The organism is Anaerococcus kampingae, from assembly GCF_046365475.1.
Lineage (GTDB): Bacteria > Bacillota > Clostridia > Tissierellales > Peptoniphilaceae > Anaerococcus > Anaerococcus kampingae.
Window position 1 is genome coordinate 1 of the sequence record NZ_JBGMEF010000033.1, and the last position, 18,903, is coordinate 18,903.

At 37.0% G+C, this 18,903-nt stretch carries 20 protein-coding genes; 15 read left to right on the forward strand and 5 right to left on the reverse strand.

Annotated features, from left to right (window positions below; all coding sequences use genetic code 11):
- Both ACCQ42_RS08165 and ACCQ42_RS08170 read right to left on the reverse strand, forming a co-directional pair.
- Nucleotides 1–118 (reverse strand): IS3 family transposase (locus tag ACCQ42_RS08165; RefSeq protein WP_410035913.1); only part of this gene is annotated, 118 nt, incomplete at its 3' end.
- 92 nt (nucleotides 119–210) lie between these two features.
- Complete coding sequence (locus tag ACCQ42_RS08170) at nucleotides 211–750, reverse strand: helix-turn-helix domain-containing protein (RefSeq protein WP_410035889.1); 540 nt, start codon at nucleotides 748–750, stop codon at nucleotides 211–213.
- Nucleotides 751–922: 172 nt separating this feature from the next.
- Between ACCQ42_RS08170 and ACCQ42_RS08175 the strand changes: the two genes are divergently transcribed.
- The 15 genes from ACCQ42_RS08175 (at nucleotide 923) to ACCQ42_RS08245 (ending at nucleotide 16,149) form a co-directional block, all read left to right on the forward strand.
- Nucleotides 923–2,341, forward strand: a complete 1,419-nt coding sequence (locus ACCQ42_RS08175; RefSeq protein WP_410035890.1) for an aspartate ammonia-lyase — start codon at nucleotides 923–925, stop codon at nucleotides 2,339–2,341.
- Complete coding sequence (locus ACCQ42_RS08180) at nucleotides 2,341–3,705, forward strand: class II fumarate hydratase (RefSeq protein WP_410035891.1); 1,365 nt, start codon at nucleotides 2,341–2,343, stop codon at nucleotides 3,703–3,705. The genes ACCQ42_RS08175 and ACCQ42_RS08180 overlap by 1 nt, the downstream gene beginning before the upstream one ends.
- A gap of 8 nt (nucleotides 3,706–3,713) precedes the next feature.
- On the forward strand, nucleotides 3,714–4,868 hold the full coding sequence (locus ACCQ42_RS08185) for an HAD family hydrolase (protein ID WP_106461179.1): 1,155 nt from the start codon (nucleotides 3,714–3,716) through the stop codon (nucleotides 4,866–4,868).
- Nucleotides 4,858–5,301 carry a MaoC family dehydratase gene (locus ACCQ42_RS08190; protein ID WP_410035892.1) on the forward strand — a complete coding sequence of 148 codons (444 nt, stop codon included), beginning with the start codon at nucleotides 4,858–4,860 and terminating at the stop codon, nucleotides 5,299–5,301. The genes ACCQ42_RS08185 and ACCQ42_RS08190 overlap by 11 nt, the downstream gene beginning before the upstream one ends.
- Nucleotides 5,302–5,437: 136 nt before the next feature.
- On the forward strand, nucleotides 5,438–6,421 hold the full coding sequence (locus ACCQ42_RS08195) for a radical SAM/SPASM domain-containing protein (protein WP_410035893.1): 984 nt from the start codon (nucleotides 5,438–5,440) through the stop codon (nucleotides 6,419–6,421).
- Between the two features lies 1 nt (nucleotide 6,422).
- The gene (locus ACCQ42_RS08200; RefSeq protein ID WP_106461176.1) at nucleotides 6,423–6,950 is read left to right on the forward strand and encodes a hypothetical protein; all 528 of its coding nucleotides are present in this window, start codon (nucleotides 6,423–6,425) and stop codon (nucleotides 6,948–6,950) included.
- On the forward strand, nucleotides 6,947–7,426 hold the full coding sequence (locus ACCQ42_RS08205; protein WP_410035894.1) for a staygreen family protein: 480 nt from the start codon (nucleotides 6,947–6,949) through the stop codon (nucleotides 7,424–7,426). Before ACCQ42_RS08200 ends, ACCQ42_RS08205 begins: the two co-directional genes overlap by 4 nt.
- A 437-nt stretch (nucleotides 7,427–7,863) precedes the next feature.
- Entirely contained in the window at nucleotides 7,864–9,075 is a 1,212-nt protein-coding gene (locus tag ACCQ42_RS08210; RefSeq protein WP_410035895.1) for a dicarboxylate/amino acid:cation symporter, read from the forward strand.
- Nucleotides 9,076–9,166: 91 nt separating this feature from the next.
- On the forward strand, nucleotides 9,167–9,826 hold the full coding sequence (sdaAB, locus tag ACCQ42_RS08215; protein ID WP_106461174.1) for an L-serine ammonia-lyase, iron-sulfur-dependent subunit beta: 660 nt from the start codon (nucleotides 9,167–9,169) through the stop codon (nucleotides 9,824–9,826).
- Between the two features lie 9 nt (nucleotides 9,827–9,835).
- Complete coding sequence (sdaAA, locus tag ACCQ42_RS08220; RefSeq protein WP_410035896.1) at nucleotides 9,836–10,747, forward strand: L-serine ammonia-lyase, iron-sulfur-dependent, subunit alpha; 912 nt, start codon at nucleotides 9,836–9,838, stop codon at nucleotides 10,745–10,747.
- 98 nt (nucleotides 10,748–10,845) lie between these two features.
- The gene (locus ACCQ42_RS08225; RefSeq protein WP_265213112.1) at nucleotides 10,846–11,538 is read left to right on the forward strand and encodes an AraC family transcriptional regulator; all 693 of its coding nucleotides are present in this window, start codon (nucleotides 10,846–10,848) and stop codon (nucleotides 11,536–11,538) included.
- Nucleotides 11,539–11,653: 115 nt separating this feature from the next.
- A complete protein-coding gene (locus ACCQ42_RS08230) occupies nucleotides 11,654–13,048 on the forward strand; it encodes an alpha/beta hydrolase domain-containing protein (RefSeq protein ID WP_265213115.1) in 1,395 nt (464 codons plus the stop codon).
- A 14-nt stretch (nucleotides 13,049–13,062) separates the two neighbouring features.
- On the forward strand, nucleotides 13,063–14,448 hold the full coding sequence (locus ACCQ42_RS08235; protein ID WP_265213117.1) for an MFS transporter: 1,386 nt from the start codon (nucleotides 13,063–13,065) through the stop codon (nucleotides 14,446–14,448).
- A complete protein-coding gene (locus ACCQ42_RS08240; protein WP_265237957.1) occupies nucleotides 14,445–15,311 on the forward strand; it encodes an amidohydrolase family protein in 867 nt (288 codons plus the stop codon). The genes ACCQ42_RS08235 and ACCQ42_RS08240 overlap by 4 nt, the downstream gene beginning before the upstream one ends.
- 61 nt (nucleotides 15,312–15,372) lie before the next feature.
- Nucleotides 15,373–16,149, forward strand: a complete 777-nt coding sequence (locus ACCQ42_RS08245; protein WP_410035897.1) for a Cof-type HAD-IIB family hydrolase — start codon at nucleotides 15,373–15,375, stop codon at nucleotides 16,147–16,149.
- A 49-nt stretch (nucleotides 16,150–16,198) separates the two neighbouring features.
- On the opposite strand, the gene ACCQ42_RS08250 is transcribed toward ACCQ42_RS08245, so the two are convergent.
- Genes ACCQ42_RS08250 through ACCQ42_RS08260 form a run of 3 tightly spaced genes read right to left on the reverse strand, consistent with a single transcriptional unit; the run spans nucleotide 16,199 to nucleotide 18,870 of the window.
- Nucleotides 16,199–16,795 (reverse strand): histidine phosphatase family protein, encoded by a 597-nt coding sequence (locus tag ACCQ42_RS08250; protein WP_265237958.1) that lies wholly within the window; start codon nucleotides 16,793–16,795, stop codon nucleotides 16,199–16,201.
- An 8-nt stretch (nucleotides 16,796–16,803) separates the two neighbouring features.
- A complete protein-coding gene (locus ACCQ42_RS08255) occupies nucleotides 16,804–17,706 on the reverse strand; it encodes an alpha/beta hydrolase (RefSeq protein WP_410035898.1) in 903 nt (300 codons plus the stop codon).
- Entirely contained in the window at nucleotides 17,707–18,870 is a 1,164-nt protein-coding gene (locus tag ACCQ42_RS08260; protein ID WP_265237960.1) for an MFS transporter, read from the reverse strand.
- Nucleotides 18,871–18,903: the final 33 nt, after the last annotated feature.

The window sequence follows — 18,903 nt, forward strand, 5'->3', positions numbered from 1 at the left end:
TATTTTTTAATACCATAGTTACTCTTCTATAGCCATATCTACCTTTTGATGCTTCTATTATGGTTGTTATTTCTTTTCTAATTTCTTTATCTTTATCTATTGGTTTAGCTAATTTCATCTTCCATTCATAGTATGATGATTTTGGTAATTTTGCTATGCTTAACCATTCGCTTATTTTACTTTGTGGATATTCTTTTATTAAGTTGAGGATTATCTTTGTCTTTTCCTTGCTTCTGCTTCCTCTTCCAGGAGCAAGGCTTGTAGCTTTTTTTCGTATATTATCTTCATTTTTAGAAGTCTATTTTCTTCTCTTAATCTTATTAATTCTTCTCTTTCACTTTCATTTATTGGAGTATTAAGTTTAGACTTTTTATTTGATTTGGTCATGTCTTTTTTAGGCCTTCCTCTATTATCTTCTAGCCCAGATAGACCACGTTCTTGATAAGCTTTCTCCCATCTGTACACCATAGATCCATTTACAAGCTTGAAATGTTCTGCAGTCTCTCTAAGCGAAGTATTATTGATTTGCCTATATTGTATTACAGATAGCTTAAATTCACTAGTGAATTTATCCTGATTTTGCTTTTTTGATAAGTTATCAAATCCACCTGATTGATATTTGATTATCCAGTTTTGTAATGAACTTTCGGGTATACCATATTTTTTAGCAACCATCGGGCTGCCTCCAGATTCCCCTGATAAATATTCCGTTACTAGTTTTATTTTAAATTCTTTTGTGTATTTTGACATACTAAAACCCCTCCATCCGTATTCCGGATTTTGGGGTTCAGGTCATTTGGGCTCTTTTTTTAAATCATTTATAGGTCCTGTATATTTATTTGGTAAAATCGTTTTCTTGGTTTATAATTAGGATAGGGAAAGATTTTTAATTTAGAAGAAAATATCTATATAGGAGGCAAATATGAGTGAATTCAGGTTAGAGAGAGATTCTTTGGGAGAGCTAAATATACCAAAGGATGCATATTACGGGGCAAATTCTTACAGAGCTTATGAGAATTTTAAGATCACAGATAAGGCCATGGACCCTTATTTTATCAAGGCTATAGTCGAAGTTAAAAAGGCTTGTGCCATACTTAATAACAAGGTTGGAATCCTATCTGATAAGAAAATGCAGGCTATAGTTGATGCTTGCGATGAAATCTTGGCAGGCAAGTACCTTGACCAATTTATTGTTGACCCAATTCAGGGAGGGGCTGGCACTTCTTTTAATATGAATGCCAATGAAGTTATAGCAAATATTGCAAACCTAAGCCTAGGGGGAAGCCTGGGCCATTATGAGCACATCCATCCAAATGATCATGTAAACCTAGGCCAATCTACAAATGACGTTATCCCAACAGCGGGCAAGGTTGCCATAATCCGCTATATGGATGATTTATATGAAGAGGTGGAAAAGCTTGTCGAAGCCTTTGACAAGAAGTCCAAAGAATTTGATGAATATATAAAAATGGGCCGCACCCAGTTGCAAGATGCGGTTCCTATTACCCTTGGCCAGGAATTTAACGCCTACAGACGTGTTGTAAAAAGAGGGCTAAAGAGATTTAAGGCTGCAAAGAAGGAGCTATCCTATGTCAATCTTGGAGGAACAGCTATTGGTACAGGCCTTAATGCTGATTATTATTTTGTAGAAAATATAGTAACAACCTTAAGCGATATCACAGGTCTTGACCTAAATCAAGCCAATGACCTCATAGATGCAACACAAAATTTGGATGGTTTTTTATTTACATCTTCAGTTTTAAAAACTTTTGCAGCAAGCCTTTCAAAGGTTGCCAACGACCTAAGGCTTCTTTCATCAGGACCAACCACAGGGATTTCAGATTTTAAATTACCAGCCAAGCAGGCAGGATCATCTATCATGCCAGGCAAGGTAAATCCGGTAATTCCAGAGGTTGTAAACCAGGTTGCCTTCTTGGTAATAGGCAATGATATGACAGTGACAATGGCAGTTGAGGCTGGCCAGCTAGAGCTAAATGCCTTTGAGCCAGTAATTTTCTATAGCCTAATCGAGTCAATAACTGCTCTTAAAGGTGCAATTTCAACTCTTACCCTAAATTGCGTTGAAGGAATTACAGCCAATAAGGAAAAATTAAGACGCAAGGTTGAAAATTCTGTGGCAATAATTACTCCATTTGCACCACATATTGGCTATGATGCTGCAAGTGCCATCGCCAAGGAATCAATGAAATCAGATAAGTCCGTAAGGGAGTTAATCCTTGAAAAGGGCCTTATGGATGAAGTTGAAATCGATAAGATACTTGATTACAAGAGGATGACCAGACCAGGAATCCTTGATGAAGAACATATGGAGAAAAATTGATGAAAAAGCGCATAGAACACGATTCCATGGGCGAGATAGAGGTTGCTTGCGATAGGCTTTGGGGAGCTCAGACCCAGAGGTCTTTTGAAAATTTCCCCCAAGGCTTAAAGTTGATGCCAAAAGACCAAATCCATGCCCTAATCCTAGTAAAAAAGGCGGCGGCTATAGTAAATGAAAGCCAAGGCAAGCTTGATAATAAGCGAAAGGAAGCCATAGTTAGGGCTTGTGATAGGCTTCTAGCTGGTGGTTATGAGGACCACTTCCCGCTTACAGTCTATCAGACAGGATCAGGGACTCAGACAAATATGAATGTCAATGAAGTTATAGCCCACCTTGCCAATGAGCTCTTGGGGGAAGATTTAATCCATCCAAATGACCATGTAAATATGAGCCAATCTACAAATGACTCCTTCCCGACAGCCATGCACATAGCAAGCCTACTTGCTATCAGGGATAGGCTCTTGCCAGAAATAGAAAATTTAGGACAAGCCTTTAGGAAAAAGGCAGAGGAATTTGAGGGGATAATTAAAACAGGCAGGACCCATCTTCAAGATGCCACCCCCCTTGCCCTTTCCGATGAAATAAAGACCTACTCAGATCTTATACTTAGAGATGAGGACTACATCAAAGAAAGTGCCAAAGCTTTAGAGAAACTTGCCATAGGTGGCACTGCTGTGGGCACAGGACTAAATACCAAAGAAGGCTACGATAAGGAAATGGCCAGACTTTTATCAGAATTTACTGGCCTAGACCTTGAGGCTGACCCTAATAAATTCTTGCAATTATCATCCAAAGGTGGACTGGCAAGGACTCATGGAGCTATAAAAATCTTAGCCAGCAACCTCTTAAAAATTGCCGAGGACATCAGATTTTTATCATCTGGCCCAAGAACAGGCATTGGCGAGCTAATAATCCCAGCCAACGAACCAGGCTCATCAATCATGCCTGGCAAGGTAAATCCAACCCAAGTAGAGATGTTAAGCATGATTTGCCTAGAAGTGCTGGCAAATGACCAGGCAATCACCATGGCCAACTCCCTTGGCCAGCTTGAATTAAACGCCTATATGCCACTAATAATCTCAAAGACCTTAGAATCAATTGATATTTTAGCTGGGGGCATCCATTCCTTTAATATCCACCTAGTTCAGGGCCTAGTTGCAAATGAAGAGAAAATCAAAGAAAATCTAGAAAAGTCCCTCATGCTTGTTACAAGCCTATCTCCGTTCATTGGCTACGAAAAGGCGGCAGAACTTGCTAAATTTGCCCACAAAAAGGGTATAAGTTTAAGAGCAGCTAACAAAGAGCTAGCTTATGTGTCTGACGAAGAATTTATAAAAATCGTAGACCCAAAAAAGATGATCTGAGAGGAAGAATGAACAAGTCAATTAAAAATACTAATTTCAACGATAGACTTCAAAAAGCCATAGAGAATTTGCTCGCAAGACATGGCAGTGAGAATGAAGCCTACAGGGCAGATAAGAAGCCCTTTGCAGTCTTTGATTGGGATAATACCTCAATTATAGGTGATGTAGAAGAGGCACTTTTATATTATATAATAACCCACTTAGCCTTTAAGATGGATCCTGAAGAGCTTATAGAAGTAATAAAGAAAAATGTCCCTTCTGACAATCTTGATGAAAAATTTAATAATCTAGATGGAGAGCCTGTAAATATAGACCTCCTTGCTAGTGATATAAAAGAAGCCTATGACAAACTTTACGGGACAGCTAAGAGCCTTGGAGGGGATATCGACCTAGAGGATTTGCTAGATACCAATGTCTACAAGGAATTTGTAAGTAAGATGTTTTATAGGTACAAAGCTATCAGGGCAAGGTCTGATGCAAGGGAAGACTATTGTTGGATGTCATTTTTGCTTACAAATTACACCACAGAAGAGCTTTATAATCTCTGTCAAGATGCCTTTGCCTATGTCAAAAAAGAGACCCCTAGAAGGGAAATCTTTACATCTCCAGATATAGAAAGCTCCGCAGGAAGAGTTGAGATATCAATCTTTGTGGGCTTGGGTGATATAGATGAAATGGCAAAGCTCTATAAGACTTTAGAATCAAATGGAATTGACGTTTATATAGTATCAGCCTCCTTCATAGATATAGTAAGGGCTTTTGCCACATCAAGGGCCAATGCTTATGGATTTGACAAGGACAAGGTCCTTGGCCTAAGGTTAGAAAAAGATGGTGATGGTAAAGTTATTCCAAATCTTGACCCAGCCTACCCTCCAACCCTTAAAGAAGGCAAGGTCCAAACTATAAATAAATTTATAAAAAATCCAAATAATTACGGGCCAATCATGGTCGGGGGCGATAGCGATGGCGATTATGCCATGCTTACAAGCTTTGATCAGACGGACCTAGGTCTTATAATTGACAGGGACATAGGAGGAAAGATAAATGACCTTAAGGCTTTTGCCCTAGATGGAGATAATAAATACCACCTCCAAGCAAGGGATGTCAGAGCTAAGACCTTTATAAAAGAAAAAAGATCTAAGGAGCTTAAGAATGTATTTTGAAGATTATGAAATAGGAATGGTATTTGACAAGGAAATAGAGCCCATCAAATTTAGCGAAGAAGAACTGATTTGGGCTGGAGAAAAATACGACCCAAGGCCAATCCACACTGATAAAGAAAAGGCAGCAGCAAGCTCTTTTGGAAGGATAATCTCGCCAGGTTCTTATTCAAACATGGCCTTTTGGGGCCAATGGGTGAAGACAGATATAGATAAGCCAGGCATCATAGCTGGTATTTCTATAGAATATGGCAAATGGCTAAGACCAGTCTATCCCGACACTCTTTATGATATAAAAGTCGAAATTGTAGATAAAAAAGTTAGAAAAGAAGGGGTAAATGGTGCAGTCACTTATTTAATGACAGCGACAAATCCTCAGGGAGAAGTAGTAAGCGAATATTGTTGTACAGGACTTGTAAGATTTAGACCGGAATAAGATATTTGAGCAAAAGCCTAAAGAGAAGTGTAGGGTGGTTTGGAGAAATACGAGATATCTGTTATAATTAGATTATTAAAGTAAAGGCTTGCCTGAACTAGGCAAGTTTTTCTATTAAAGATAGGGGAGGATATACTTGAAAATCGTTTCGCTAAACACAACCAGAGCTTGCAATCTTTATTGTAAACATTGCTATAGAAATTCTGGTGAGGATGTAGATACCTCTGGAGAGCTTAGCACAGATGAGTGCAAGGCACTTTTTAGGGATATGAAAGAAGCTGGCTTTAATATGATCAAACTAAGTGGTGGTGAACCCCTTATGAGAGATGATATATTCGAGCTTGCAGAATATGCTCAAAACTTGGGACTATATACTTGCTTGGGGTCAAATGGAACCTTGATTAGTGAAGATAACATAGGAGAAATTAAAAAATACATAAGATCAGTTGCAGTGTCAATAGACTCAACTGACAAAAAATCCCACGATGACTTTAGGGGCTATGAAGGAGCTTTTGATAAGACCTTAAGAGGCATAGAACTTTTAAAGAAAAACGGTGTAAAGGTTCAAATAAATACAACCATATCAAGGATAAACAAAGATGAAATCCACGAGCTTTTAGATTTTGCAAGCTCTCTAGGAGCCAGCTCAGTACACGTATTATTTTTGGTAATGACTGGTAGGGGCAAAGATTTAGGGGGAGTCTACCTAAGCAAGGAAGAATATCTAAAAGCTATAAAGGAAGTTCTTGAATACGAATCAGACCTATTTATAAAGCCAACCTGTGCCCCACAGTCTACAGTTATAGCTAGAGAACTGGGTCTTGATCCTAAGGTTAAGAAGGCATGCATAGCCGGTATGTCATATTGCTCGGTAGTCTATGATGGAAGGGTGAATATTTGCCCTTATGCAGAAGTGACTGCTGGCAATCTAAGAGAGGAGAGCTTCCTTGATATATGGAATAAGTCTGAAGTCTTTGAAAAACTAAGAGACTATGATAACTACAAAGGAGCATGTGGAGCTTGTTCCTATAACGATGTCTGTGGAGGATGTAGGGCTAGAGCCTTTGCCAATACAGGAGACTACTTAGAATTTGATAATTATTGTTCACTAGGAGATTAAAATGAAGAAATTTACATTAAAAGATTGGGTCTTAATGGCACTTTCCTTAGCTATGATGATAGTAGTAGGAAAAATGCTTTACACTATAAGTCTAAGCTTACCTATCCCATCATCAAGAGTTTTAGTTACAGCACCAGTATTTGCCTTTATCTATACAGCTACAGCTATGCAGACAAGAAGAATAGGAACAGTTAGCTTTATATCTCTAGCCTATGGTTTGTATATGCTTAGATTTTCAATATTTGGGGCAGCAGCTGGAGTACTTTCAGGAATACTTTGTGACCTTTTAAGCCTATTAATATTTAAAAACTATGACAAGATAGAAAATATAGTTTATTCAGTACCGATCAAATCAACTTTATCAGTTTGGACATCATACTTTATAGTTACAAAGTTTGTACCAAATTCAAGATTTGTCCAGGCAGGTTTAATACCAACCCTAATAATTAGCGTAATAATCTATTTTGTGGGTCTTGGAGCAAGTAAATATACAGCTAGAGTCTTTTCTAAAAGGATGGCTATAGCGTGAGAAAAACAGAAGTAATAGAAGATTATAGGGCTAAAAATTTAGACCTTAAGGATAGAAAATACATCCTAGCCCATGATGATGATACTGGAGATTTGTATGTCCATATACTAGAGGATTTTAAAGATTACAAGCTATCAGATCATCTAGATGAGGTTTTCGGATATTGGAAAGATGATGATTTTGTATTTTCTTGCTTGCTTGATAATGATAAAAGTTCCTACACGACAGAGGGTAGGTATCTAATCTTTAAAGGTCATTTGAGAAATTCGGTATTGACTATGCTTAAGGCAGAAAGAAAATTAAAAGAAGAAGATTTGAATGTATCTTTAATAGAGATTTATAAATCTAATAATCCAAAATTTAATAAGATAATAAAAAATAAAAATCTCTATGATTTCATATATGAAAATGGTAAATTTGTAGACTATGAGAAGGGATTTGATTATGAGACTTTGCTAGGATATAAAAAAGGCTAAGAAGGATTTTTCTTTAAGCTTTTTTTGATTATTTTAAAAATATAAGACTTATGATCTTCTTAGAAATTGTCTGTAGGAAATCTTACAAATGATTTCCGATAAGGGATAATTTTGATAAAAATAAGAAAATTTATGAATTTTTTTAAAAAAAATCATGAAAAATGTAAGGGCTAACATCCTTTATAATATCAAGTTGATAATTTTCAAACAAAGAAAATCATTGATATTTTTTGGCGAATCCTCCCTCAAAGTGTTGACATAAACGTTTTTATAATATATAATCTAGTCAGATAGGAAATACAAATTGATATAGATTTTTGATAAATAATTAGTAATGATTTTGGGATAAGGCGACCCAGGTATATTTTAGAAAAAATCTACTTTTTTGATTCTATCGATTGCAAAGGTTTACATATTACATAAACAAGGAGAGAAAAATGAAAAAAATTGGTTTAATTCCAAGAATGATTTGTGGTATAATCTTAGGTATCTTAATAGGATCTTATCTACCAGAATCAATAGTAAGAATTTTTGTGACATTTTCATCTATCTTTGGTAACTTCCTAAACTTCATAATTCCACTTATGATTTTAGCATTCGTTACTAAGGGTATAGCAGACCTAGGAGAAGGAGCTGGTAAGCTTTTAGGTGTTACAGTAGCCCTAGCTTATGCATCTACTCTTATCGGTGGTTCTGCATCATACTTCATGTCAAGGGCAATCTTCCCTAACTTTATCAACGAAAGTCAAGTAGCAGCTATCCAAGCAGCAGATGAAATCAAGCTTGAACCATATTTTACCGTTGAGATTGCACCATTCTTTACAGTTACAAGTGGTATTATATTCGCCTTTATGCTTGGTATCTGTATTTCATGGTTAAGGAAAAAAGGCTCTGGCAAGTACCTATATGGAGCAGTTGATGAATTTAACCAAATCATCACCCAAGTATTAGCAGTAGCTATAGTTCCAGTACTTCCATTCTTTATCATGGGTAACTTCGCTAAGATGGCCTTTACAGGTTCTGTATTCGCAGTTCTTTCAATTTTCTGGAAGATATTTATCTGCATTATAGCCCTACACTTAATCTACATCACAATATTATTTGTGGCATCAGGTTCATATGCAGGCAAAAATCCATTTGCTATGCTTAAAAACCAACTTAGGGGCTACTTTACAGCTGTAGGTACCCAATCTTCAGCAGCAACAATTCCAGTTAACCTAGAATGTGCTGAGGCAAACGGCGTATCTCAACCAATCAGAGACTTCGTAATTCCATTAGGAGCTACAGTTCATATGCCAGGTTCTATGATTACAATTACAGGTTGTGTATTTACAATCCTTACAATGTATAACATGGACCACTCATATGGCCTAATGATCCAACTTATAGCTATCCTTGGTGTAGCAATGGTAGCAGCACCAGGAGCACCAGGTGGAGCAATCATGTCAGCACTTCCATTCCTACCAATAGTAGGAATTAGCCCAGAGTCAGCAATGGCAACATTAGCTATTTCTCTATACCTAACCCAAGACTCATTTGGTACAGCAGCAAATATCTCTGGTGATACAGCTCTAGCAGTAGCAGTGGATAAATTCTATCACAGAAATATCCTAGGAGACAAAAACTGGCAAGCAGACCCAGTTAAATAATAAGATTAGTAAAATTTTGCAAGATAAGGGGATGTTAACAAAATATCTATTGGGTTAACTCCCCTTTATAATTTAAGGAAAAGGAGAAATTATGGCAGTAAATGCTTCAATTTTTGAGATAATGGGACCAGTCATGGTCGGACCATCAAGCTCTCATACAGCAGGAGCTTGTAGGATAGGCAATATAGCCAGGAGAATGGTCGATAGAAATTTCAATGAAGTAGACTTTTATCTACACGGTTCTTTTGCCAAAACCTATAAGGGACATGGTACAAACAGAGCTTTAGTAGGTGGAGTTTTAGGTTATGAGCCAGATGATGATAGGATAATAAATTCATTTGACTATGCAGATCAAGCTGGAATTAAATACAACTTCTTAGAAACAGACCTAGGCGATGTACATCCTAATACAGTAAAAATAGTCTTCAAATATCCAGACAGAAGCCCACTAGAAGTCCAAGGTTCTTCTATAGGTGGTGGATCAATAGTAATAACCAAGGTAAATGGCAATCCTATCGAATACAACGCCACAAAGCCAACCCTCTTTATGTCTTATGGAGAGCAAAAGGGAGTAATAGCCTTTGTATCAGGAGTGCTATTTGAGTATGGTTATAATATTCACATGATGAAGACAATCAAAGATGGTGACAATGTAATGTTAGTTTGCGAGCTTGATGAACCACTCAAAGAAGGAGTCCTTGAGGAAATCAGAGCTGGTAAAGACTTCACCTTCTTAAAATATATAGAATAGGATAGAAATATGCTTACAACAATGAAATTACTAAAAGAAAGATGCGAGAATGAAAATCTCAATCTTTGGCAATTAGCTATAAAAGATGAAATAGAAAATACAGGCAAGACTGAAGAAGAGATATTTGCTAGACTTCAAAAGACCTTAGATGTTATGAAAGCATCTGCACAGCGTGCCCTAGAAGAAGACGTAAGAAGCGTAACAGGCATGACAGGCGGCAATGCCAAGAAGATGAACGAATACTTCCTAGGCGGGGAAAGTGTCCTAGGAGATACCCCATCCATAGCGATGGCCATGGCCCTATCAACATCAGAAGTCAACGCAGCCATGGGAAGGATAGTAGCAGCACCAACAGCAGGCAGCTCTGGAATAATCCCAGCTACCATGATGACCATGTACAAAAAATATGGCTATGACGACAGGAAGCTAAAAGAAGCCCTCCTAGTAGCAACCCAAATTGGTCAGGTAATCTTTGATAATGCGACCTTTGCAGGTGCAGAAGGTGGCTGCCAAGCAGAAACAGGATCAGCAAGTGCCATGGCAGCAGCTGCAGTATGCTACCTCAGAGGTTATGACATCCAAACCCAAGAAAATGCCGCAACAGCAAGCCTACTAAATATTATGGGCCTAATCTGTGACCCAATAGGCGGCATGGTAGAATTCCCTTGCAACCTAAGAAATGCAAACGGCATAATGAACGCTCTAGCAAGTGCCGACATGGCAATGGCTGGAGTGGCAATGTTTGTAAGCTTCGATGAGGCTGTAGAAGCCATGAAGAGAGTAGGAGATGCCCTACCAGAAAGACTTAGAGAAACAGGCGAAGGAGGCATAGCAGTATGCCCGTCAGCCTTAAAACTAAGAGATAAATATATAGACAACCCAGTAAAGGGCCAAACAGTAGAAAATGAAGCTAAACACTAAAAAATTGGGGAAGAAATTCCCCATTTTTTTATGCCTTTTTTTAAAAAATATATTTTTTGGAAAAATTTTGGGAATAATCATAGTAAGAAGGAGGTACTATGAAAAGGTATGAAATAGAGAAAATAAATAAGCAAAGAGATGACTTTCTTAAGGCTGTCAAAGAATCTGACCTTGACTACATAAAAGAATTTTTCCCTCAAGTAAAGCTTATTTTTACAGGAGAAAAGCTTGGAATAAGAGGAAGGGTAGCCAAGGATCCGCTAAGAAGTCTTAAAAATATAACTCTATCCTACAACACCCTATACTTTGTTAGTGCCTTAAGTGGCGGGATGGATCCTCTAATTGGCCATTATATGGCCGAAAAATATGCGATTATGATTGAATACACTGATAATGAAGAGGACTTGTGGAAAATACACGAAGAAATGCTTAATAGGTATGCTTCAAGGGAAAATAGACTCCACAACAAGGGCCTTGATACCTTATCTAGAAAGATAAATGCCTACATAGATAATAATTTCATGGAAGATATAAATAATGATAGCTTGGCCTCTCATTTTAACATATCTAAGGAACACATGATGAGGACTTATAAAAAGGAGACGGGAGATACAATAAATAATTATATAGTAGCCAAGAGAATAAAGGAAGCAAAAGACCTCCTTCTCTTATCAGACCTATCCATGACAGAAATAGCCTTTAGGGTTGGATTTAAAAATTCTCAATATTTTTCTAACTCCTTCAAGAAAAACACAGGTTTTTCTCCAAAAGACTACAGAAAATCAAAATAAAGTCATTAATTTATAAAAAATAGTCATTTTTTTAGAAGAATTCATCTGGGAAAACCTATATCATATAAGTATAAGTTTATTTTTTAACTAGCAAGAATAAAAAAAGGAGGAAGCGATGAAGGTTTTAGGACCGATAGAAGTAACAGAAAATTCGCACCCATTCTCATCTATGAAATTTGCGCGAGAAGTGATAAATGTAGAAGATTATGGTTTTGTAGAAGAAGAGTATTTTGTATCAGATCTTGCCAATGTGTATGATTTTGACAAGGATAAGGAAAAAGTTTTCAAATTTCAGGAAAACATTCCCTACACTACAAGAATTTTAGTAAGAAGACCTATTTCTAAAGAAAAATTTACTGGTAGATGCTACATAGATATAATGAATGCTTCAAATAACTATGATATAGAGGACTTGTGGAGAAGATCTTACCTACATATCATGGAAAATAACCATATGTATATAGGAGTTACATCCAAACCTACAAATATTTTGTCCCTAAAGAATTTTGACCTTGATAGGTACAGATCCCTATCAATGCCTGCCAAAAATCCTGCACCTCAGCCAGCAGCCCTAGATACAAGGACAGGGTCCATAGATGGGTGTGAAGATGGGCTTATTTGGGATATTCTCTATCAAGTAGGAAGGGAAGCTAAGAATAATCCACAAAGTTTCTGTGGTGGTCTAGATGTTAAATATCTTTACTTAAGTGGCCAAAGTCAATCAGGTATGTATCTAAATACCTATATCAACTTTATGCATAATTATTACAAGGACCAAGGCTATGAGAAAGTATATGATGGTTACCTATCCTTAGCTTCTGGAGGCTTGACAAGAGCCTTAAGGCAAGACCCTGATGAGAAACTAAATTTTGCCATAAGACCTAGCCGTGAAGAAGAAATAGATGTACCAGTTATAACTTTTAATACCGAGTGTGACTACCACTTATTTGGGACAATGGGTGATGGTCTAGTAAAGACAAAGAATGAAAATTCGCCTACAAATAAGAGAAGGTATTATGACATGACTGCAGCAGCACACACAGACGCAGCAAGTCCATTGGTTCCAACCAATGAAGAGATAGAAAAGACCAAATGTCCACCAAGAATTCTAGATAATGAATATGATTTTAGGCTAAATGATTTAAAATTTGACTATTACATCAATGCCATGCTTGATAGGCTCCACGAATGGGCAACAGGAGGAAACCCACCTGAAATAATAGAAGCGATTGACTTTGAAAATACAGATGCTTACGGTCACCATCTGGGAGGCTTAAGATCTGTTTATCTATTGGTGCCAAAAGCTTATTACCAAGCATGTGACTTCCCTGGATCTACAAATGGAAAGATGGAATTTTTCTCAAAGGAAAAAATGGAAGCAATTTATGGAAGCTTCGAAAATTATTTAGAGAAGTTTAAAGAAGTTGCCAAGGCTCAGGCCAAGGAAGGTCTTTTGACAGAAAAAGATGCCCAAAGAGCCATAGACTGGGCAGAAAATTTAAATGAGTAAGAAGAGGAGAGTTTATGAAAACTAGAGAATTTAGACCTTTTAGTAAAAAGGATCAAATAGGATATATAGCAGGAGATATGGCAGGTTCCTTTGTAAACCTCACCATGGATGCTTTCTTCCTGGTATTTTGTACATATGTACTTAAGGTAGACCCAAAATTCATGTCTGGTCTATTCTTATTTGCCAGACTTTTTGATGCCATCAACGACCCACTTATAGGATCACTTCCAGATAGGTTTTCTATCGGTAAGAGTGGAGATAAATTTAAGCCATTTATAAAAATTGCCATGTGGCCACTAGCTATATCCATTCTTTTAGGATTTTTTGATGTTACAAAATTAGGATTTTCAACAACAGCCACCCACATCTGGGTAGCCTTTACCTATATCCTTTATGGAATGAGCTACACAGGTACATCCATGCCATTTGGAGCTATGGCTACAGTAGTTACCTTAGACCCAACAGAAAGGTCAAAGCTATCCGCAGCTAGAGCCATCGGTGGTACAGCAATCGGTTATGGATTCTTATCTATAATTCCAATGTTTATTTGGGATGCTAACAAGAACCCAAATCCAAGCGGTTACACCATTGTATCGATAATAGCAGCCCTAGGCTGTATAATCTGCTACTACATCCTTTGTGGTCTAACTCAAGAAAGATATGCCCACCTAGCCCACAAGGCAAATGATGGCAAGAGTGGTTATTCATTTAAAGAAGTAATAGGACAAGCATTTAAAAACAGAGCAATGCTCGGCATCATGTTTGCATCAATAGGATCATTAATCTATATAACAGGAAACTCTCAATTTGGTGGTTTTATCTTTAAGGAATTCTACCAAGCACCAAAGATGCAATCAGTAGCTATGTATGTCCAATTGCCAGTAACAATTGCTATGTTCTTTATAGTGCCAAAGATGCAGGCGAAATTTGGAAAGAGAAATCTCCTCCTAGCCATGCTCACATGGAACTTTGCCCTATCTTTATTTATATTCCTAAAACCACTTGAAAATGTAACAGCCTACATTATCCTAAACGCCCTAGCCAATCTCGGTCAGGTGACCTTCATAATGGTAGTTTGGGCCTTTGTAGCAGATGCAATCGACTATCACGAATATAAATTTAATTCAAGAAATGACGGAACCCTTTATTCTATCTATACCTTTGCTAGAAAAATCGGTTCAACCCTTGCAAGTTTTGGAGCGACAGCTGCTCTAGCTGCCATTGGTTTTGTAGCTACAGCTGAAGTTCAAAGTCCAGAAACTATATCTGCAATTAGATATCTAGGTACATCTATACCGCTAATTGCAAGCATTATAGAGATAATCGGAATTAAATTCATTTGGAATTTAACCAAAGAAGACTCTGAAAATATTACAAAAGCTTTGAGAGATTCAGAATGAAAAAAATAGATATTCATATCCACACTTCTAAGGATAGTGGTCATAAGATAAATGGCCAAGAGCTGATAAACAAGGACCAAATGATAAAATCAATGGCAAAAAGAGGGGTAGATAAGTCTGTCCTCATGTCTTCATCAGCCAAAGAATCAGATTTGTTGTCAAACGATGAACTTAGACAGATTTGTCAAGATTCTGATAGGTTTTACTATATGTCTATGGTTGATTTTGAAAAAGATATTTATGAACAGTTAAAAAGAGAAAAGGACCTAGGCTCAATTGGGGTCGGAGAACTTGTTTATAATAAGCCTTTCAACAGCCCTGAAATTTTTGAGCTCTTAGAAGCAGCTGAAAGCCTAGAGATGCCAGTTTTATTCCATATGAGTCCACAAATTGGAAAGTATTACGGAGTCTATGACCTAAAGGGACTTCTTTATCTAGAAGAAGCTCTAAATAGATTTAAAAACCTAATATTCATAGGTCATTCTCAGGCCTTTTGGTGTGAGATTTCTAAATATGATGACAACGACCCATCTTACAGAGATTCTTATCCAGAAGGGCCAGTTGTTGAAGGTAGGATAGGTGAATTGATGAGAAAATATCCAAATCTCTATGCAGACCTATCAGCTAATAGTGGAGCCAATGCTATCATGAGGGATAAAGACTACGGAATTTCCTTCATCAAAGAATTTTCAGATAGGTTATTTTTTGGAACTGATACCTATAATAAAGATCAAGAATTCCCACTTGATGCCTACCTTGAAAAATTAGGTCAAGATGGACTAATAGAAAAAGAAGAATTGGAAAAAATTTATTACAAGAATTTTGAAAGAGTTTTTAAGATTAAAGAAAAACAAGGCTGCTAGCAATAAGCTAGCAGCTTTTTTGGAGTAAGTTTTATGATATAATAAAAGAAAAGGAGAAGATATGCAAGATATAAAAATAATTTTTTTCGATATAGATGGCACCCTGATAAGCCTAGATAAGGACGATATTTCAGCAAAAACTAGAAAAGCCCTAAGTGCTCTTAAGGAAAAGGGGATAATTCTTGTAATAGCTTCAGGCAGGTCGCCAATCCAGATTCCTCACTTTGACGGTATAGATTTTGATTGTCACTTAACCTTCAATGGGTCCTTGTGTTTTAATGACAAAGACCAAATTTTTTCAAACCCACTTGATAGGGCTGATGTTTTAAAATTGATAGAAAATGCCAAGGCTATGGATAAGCCTTTGGGTCTTGCAAGCAGGGATAGATATGTAGCAAATTATTTAAATGATGATCTAGGAAAATATTTTTCTTTCGGCTCTACTATGCCAGACATAGTAGATGATATAGGGAGATTTGTAAGAGATAATGATGTTTATCAAATGGTCATGCCTATTAAAAAAGAAGAATACGAAAAAGCCTTAGCTGGCACAGATAAGCTTAAAATCACAGCTTGGTGGGATAGGGCAGTTGACATAATCCCTCATGATGGGGGCAAGGGCAGGTCTGTAGAAAAAATCCTAGAATATTATGGTTTTGACAAAAACGAGGCCCTAGCTTTTGGTGATGGGGATAATGACATAGAAATGTTTGAGCAGGTAAGGGGTATAGCTATGGAAAATGCTTCAGAAAACCTAAAAAATATTTCCTTTGATACCTGTAAGAGCGTAGATTCAGATGGAGTCTATTATTATTTGAAGGATAAGGGCATAATATAAAGCTTACCTTCTCAATGAAAAAATCCCACCAAGCGGTGGGACTTTTAGATTATTTTACATCCTTAGCAGGTTCGTGGATTTTTACAAATTTAAGTTTGTTATTATCATCTACATCGTATTCAAGGATGGCACAATTTCCTAAGTGGCCTGGCTTATCCTTTTCTGGATTATCCAAGGTTGAAAGGACGTGGGTCCACATGGCGCCAGCGTGGCTGACCATGAGGATGGTATTTGCAGTTGACTTTTCAAGGATTTCTTTGATTGTCCTACTCATTCTAGATGCAACTTCCTTATCGCTTTCGCCACCCCAAGGCACGAAAAAATCTTCGTGGGTCATTTGGTCAGGGCGTCTTGGTACTTTTTGGAGGATTTCAGCTTCACCTTCCATCATGCCAAAATTCCACTCTTTAAGGCCCTTGACTCTTTTGTAAGGGATGTCTGTTATAAGCTCAAGTGTATCGCAAGCTCGCTCCTGGGTAGATGAGTAAGCCTCATCAAATTTTATATTGTTTTCCTTAAAATACTCCCCAACTTTCTTAGCTTGTCGGATACCAAGGTCTGTAAGTGGCGAATCACACCATCCTTGAGTCATGCCCTTGAGATTAAAAAGTGTTTGTCCGTGTCTAACTATATATAATTTTCTCATAATTCCTCCTATAAATTTTTCAAAAATAAAACCATCTGGCCAATTGCTATAATAGACTCTGGCCATTTTGGATAGCAAACGGGAAAGACGTGGCCGAGAGCTTGGTCTATTCCTTTTCCAAAGTCAGCAAATTCATAAAATCCGCTTCCTTCGTCAAGATAGTCCCTAAGGTCATAAGAGTGGTCTCTAATAAAATCTTCCTTGCTAGTTTGGATAAAAATCGGGCAAGGATTTACCTTATCAAAAATCTTAATCATGTTTTTGGCATAAGTTTTTAGATCATCATGGTTTAAACCGCCTATAACAAATTCATTAATACTTGAAAATGATCCGTCATCTGCAAGTCTAGTCATAGGAGAGATAAAAACCATGCCGTCAATTTCAATCTTTGGGCAGGAAATCCCAAATAAATCTTGAAGTTCGCCACTATTTATGATTGCAAAGGCAGCCATGGCCAAATAGGCCCCTGCTGAATCGGCACTTATAAAAAGTTTATCCATATTTAGGTCAAATTTCTCATGATTATTATAAATAAAAGAAATACCACTTATAATATCAGAGATTTGCTCTTTAAGACTTACTTGAGGAAGTAACCTATAATTAAGGGCTGCTACATTAAAACCAGCTCTAGCAAATTCAATATTAATATTTCTATTTAATTCTTTTCTCCCATAAACAAGGCCACCACCGTGGATATTTATTATGGTAGGCAGGGTTTTCCCCTTATTTTCTTCATTATAATAAATATCAAAAAGGTGAAAGTCATCCCTATCATTGATATAAGCAAGATCAGATTTAACTATCACTCCATCTGTGGGATAAGATTGTTTAGCAAGTCGCTTTCTGTCATTTGTATCCATGTCATTTATGATTTCTTCTAAGCTGTGGTTTGGATAGAGGTCCTTGGTCATTTAATAAAAATTCCTTTCATTTGCATTAATTTTATCATTCTTTAAGAAAAATATTTCATATATTAGAAACACTGATAAGATAGCCCCTATACCAAGAAATATTCCAGTTAGGCTTGTAAATCCTGTGATTTTCTTAAGGGCCATCAGGCAAAGAGGGGCGATGAACATGCCGAGGTTATTGGAAGCAAATAAGATCCCGGTAGCCTTGGCCAGGTGCTTGCTTGCCATATGAGTTTCTAAATCTCCAAGTAAAAAGGAAATACAAATTGATTGGAAAAATGTAGCGATTCCCACCCCTAGGACCAATAAAATTACAGACTTATCCGTAACAGAAATTATCAGACTTCCAATAATCACCATCAAGGTCGCTAGCTTTAAGGTATTTTCTTTAAAGATTTCAAAGAATATTCCATAGGCTAGGCCGCCAACCATACCAATAAACATAATAGCCATTGTATAGAGACTTATGGACTCGCCATGGACCCCGTTATTGGCGAGAACACTTGGGAATCTAAGATTCATGGCATTTATTGACATGATAATTGCTAGGGATAGGCCTATGTAATATTTAACAATCCCATTGGCCTTGAATTTTGACTTATCTTCCTTGTTTGCAATTTCAATCTCTGGGACTGATGTTAAGAAAAATATAAGTGGGATTAGGGCTAAAATATAAACTGCAAAAGACTTATAAAAATCATTCCTACCAAAGATCCCGGCTATAAAAATCGTAAGTATAATTCCAATCATTTCGAAGGCATTCCTAAAACCATGTAATTTGGCCTTTTTCTTGCCTGAATTAAAGAAGCTTATATAAGTAGATGAATTTGCAGCATAAATTCCAATGCCAGCCCCTAAAATTAGCCTATTAAGGATAAGAGAGACTTCGTTTTTAAACAATATAGGTATGAGGCCACTAATGCTTATAAGGCTTAAGCCCCAGATGGTTGTCTTTCTCATGCCAAATTTTTCATTAATATTGCCAGCCATAATCAAAAATATAGTGCCAGTTATAGCATTTAAACTAAGTATGAGCTCTCCTGAGCTTATAGATATGCCGAGGCTGTCTACAATATTTGGGGCAAACTGGTTTATAGCTATGGGAGATACATGATAAAGAGCCAGAAATAAGGTTGCCCAATCTCTCCTGCTTATTTTTTCCATTACATATAGGATTCCTTTCTTTATTCTTATTAG